The following is a 2,015-nucleotide window of genomic DNA, read 5'->3' as shown; positions in this document are numbered from 1 at the left end:
TGTCGGTGGCGGACGTAATTTGCACACTTCTGGCGGACGAAAATTGCACAGTCAGGCAGGGTTGCCGCTCCGTGAACGATCGTGGAGCGGCCCATGTACGGACGGGAGCAACGAGTGCTGTTACGTCATTATCTGGAGCAAGGGCTGAGCAAGGCTGAGATCGCACGCGCCCTGGGCGTGAGTCGTCGCACGGTCTATCACTGGATCGAGACGGGACAGTTAGATCGAGAGCTGGATAATGAGGCGGTGCGATACACGCCTCGGCCGCAGGTGCAGCGCAAGATCGATGCCTTCCGCCTGATCGTCCTCGCACGATTAACCGAGTATCCCAAGCTGACAGCGACGCGTCTTCACGCGGAGGTTCGAGCGGCAGGCTACACCGGCGGCTATACGCAACTGAAGGAGTACGTGCGGCACGTCCGGCCGATGCCTGCGATTGATCCGGTGGTGCGATTCGAGACCGCTCCGGGATTGCAGGCACAGGTCGACTTCGCAGAGTTCCGTTTGCCCTGGGGTAAGCGCTTCGCGCTGCTCGTAGTCCTGGGCTACTCCAGGTTGCTCTGGATGCAGTTCTATCCGCGACAGACGATGTCAGTGCTGACGCGTGGCTTGGAGCAGGCCTTCACGATGTTTGGTGGCGTGCCCGCTGAGATGCTCTTTGATCAGATGAAGGCGGTGATCATCGATGATCACCGAGCAGTCGGCGGCAAGCTCCTCGAGAACCTTGAGTTCCTCCGCTTCGCTGCTCACTGGGGCTTTCGGGTTCGTGCCTGCCGCCCGTATCGCGCCAAGACCAAGGGCAAAGTGGAGCGCCCCATTAGCTACGTGCGCCAGAGCTTCTTCTACGGCCGTGAGTTCCTCAACGATGCCGACCTCAACGCGCAAGCGTTGTCGTGGGCATCTCAGACGGCGAACGTTCGTCTGCATCGTACGATTGGCGAGTGTCCGATGGTGCGCTTTGAGCGTGACGAACGTGCGCGACTCAAGCCGCTTGCCCTGCAGCCATATCGTTCGATGATGCAATCATCGGTGCCGCCACCGCAGCCGCGCCTGCGTGCACTGCCGAGCGTGGAGCGGCGTCCACTCGCTGTTTACAACCAGCTCATCGGGGTGCGGTCATGAGTGCCGTTCGCTCTCAGCGCGAAGTCATCCGCGGCATGCTCGCCGATCTAAAGATGCCCGGCTCACTGGAAGCGGTAGACACGATCCTGAGCGACATCGACGGTGGTCGGCTCGCGGCCACAGAAGCAATCAATCGATTGCTATCGGCGCAGGTCAACCTGCGCAACAACCGACGCCTGCAGGCCGCGATGCGCTCATCCAGGTTGCCGAGCGTAAAGACGCTGGAGTCCTTCGACTTCTCCTTCCAGCCTTCGATCAAGCGCGAACAAATCGAGAGTCTGCACGAGCTCGGCTTCGTAGATCGCAAGGAGAACATCGTGCTGCTCGGACCGCCTGGCGTCGGTAAAACACATCTGGCGATCAGCCTTGCGATCGCCGCTGCCCAACGCGGCCGTCGTGTGTACTACGGCACCTTGGTCGATCTGATCACCTCACTCGAGCAGGCTCAAGCTGCCGGGCGACTCACGCAACGACTGGCTGTTCTCACGCATCCATCGTTGCTCGTCGTCGATGAGATCGGATATCTACCAATCACGCACACCGGCGCCGTCCTGTTCTTCCAGCTGATGAGTCGGCGCTACGAAAAGGCCTCGACCGTGTTGACCTCCAACAAGGACTTCGAGCAATGGGGCGAAGTGCTTGGTGACGATGTCATGGCTGCAGCTCTCATTGATCGCGTGCTGCATCACTGTCACCTGGTCAACATCCGTGGCAACAGCTATCGAATGCGAGAACACACCGCGTTACATCAGACGCTGCTGCAATCCGGTGATCCAGAGTCCGTCGTCACTGCCAGGCGGACTCGCAGATCTAAAGCCACACCTCATTGAGACTATGAACATGTGTGCAATTATCGTCCGCCAGATCTGTGCAGCTTTAACCCGGCGTTGACA

General features: G+C 59.7%; 2 protein-coding genes. Both read left to right on the top strand.

Features of this window, described 5'->3' with window-relative positions; genetic code table 11:
* Positions 1 to 93: 93 nt before the first annotated feature.
* Positions 94 to 1,122, top strand: coding sequence for an IS21 family transposase (istA, locus tag GYH35_RS34440; protein WP_161830753.1), 1,029 nt, complete (start codon positions 94 to 96; stop codon positions 1,120 to 1,122).
* On the top strand, positions 1,119 to 1,952 hold the full coding sequence (istB, locus tag GYH35_RS34435; protein ID WP_202624998.1) for an IS21-like element helper ATPase IstB: 834 nt from the start codon (positions 1,119 to 1,121) through the stop codon (positions 1,950 to 1,952). Before istA ends, istB begins: the two co-directional genes overlap by 4 nt.
* Positions 1,953 to 2,015: the final 63 nt, after the last annotated feature.

It is taken from the genome of Steroidobacter agaridevorans (genome assembly GCF_009932555.1).
GTDB classification, from domain to species: Bacteria; Pseudomonadota; Gammaproteobacteria; order Steroidobacterales; family Steroidobacteraceae; genus Steroidobacter; species Steroidobacter agaridevorans.
Note: the sequence above shows the minus strand (reverse complement) of the source record. Positions and strands in the feature narration are given on the sequence as shown.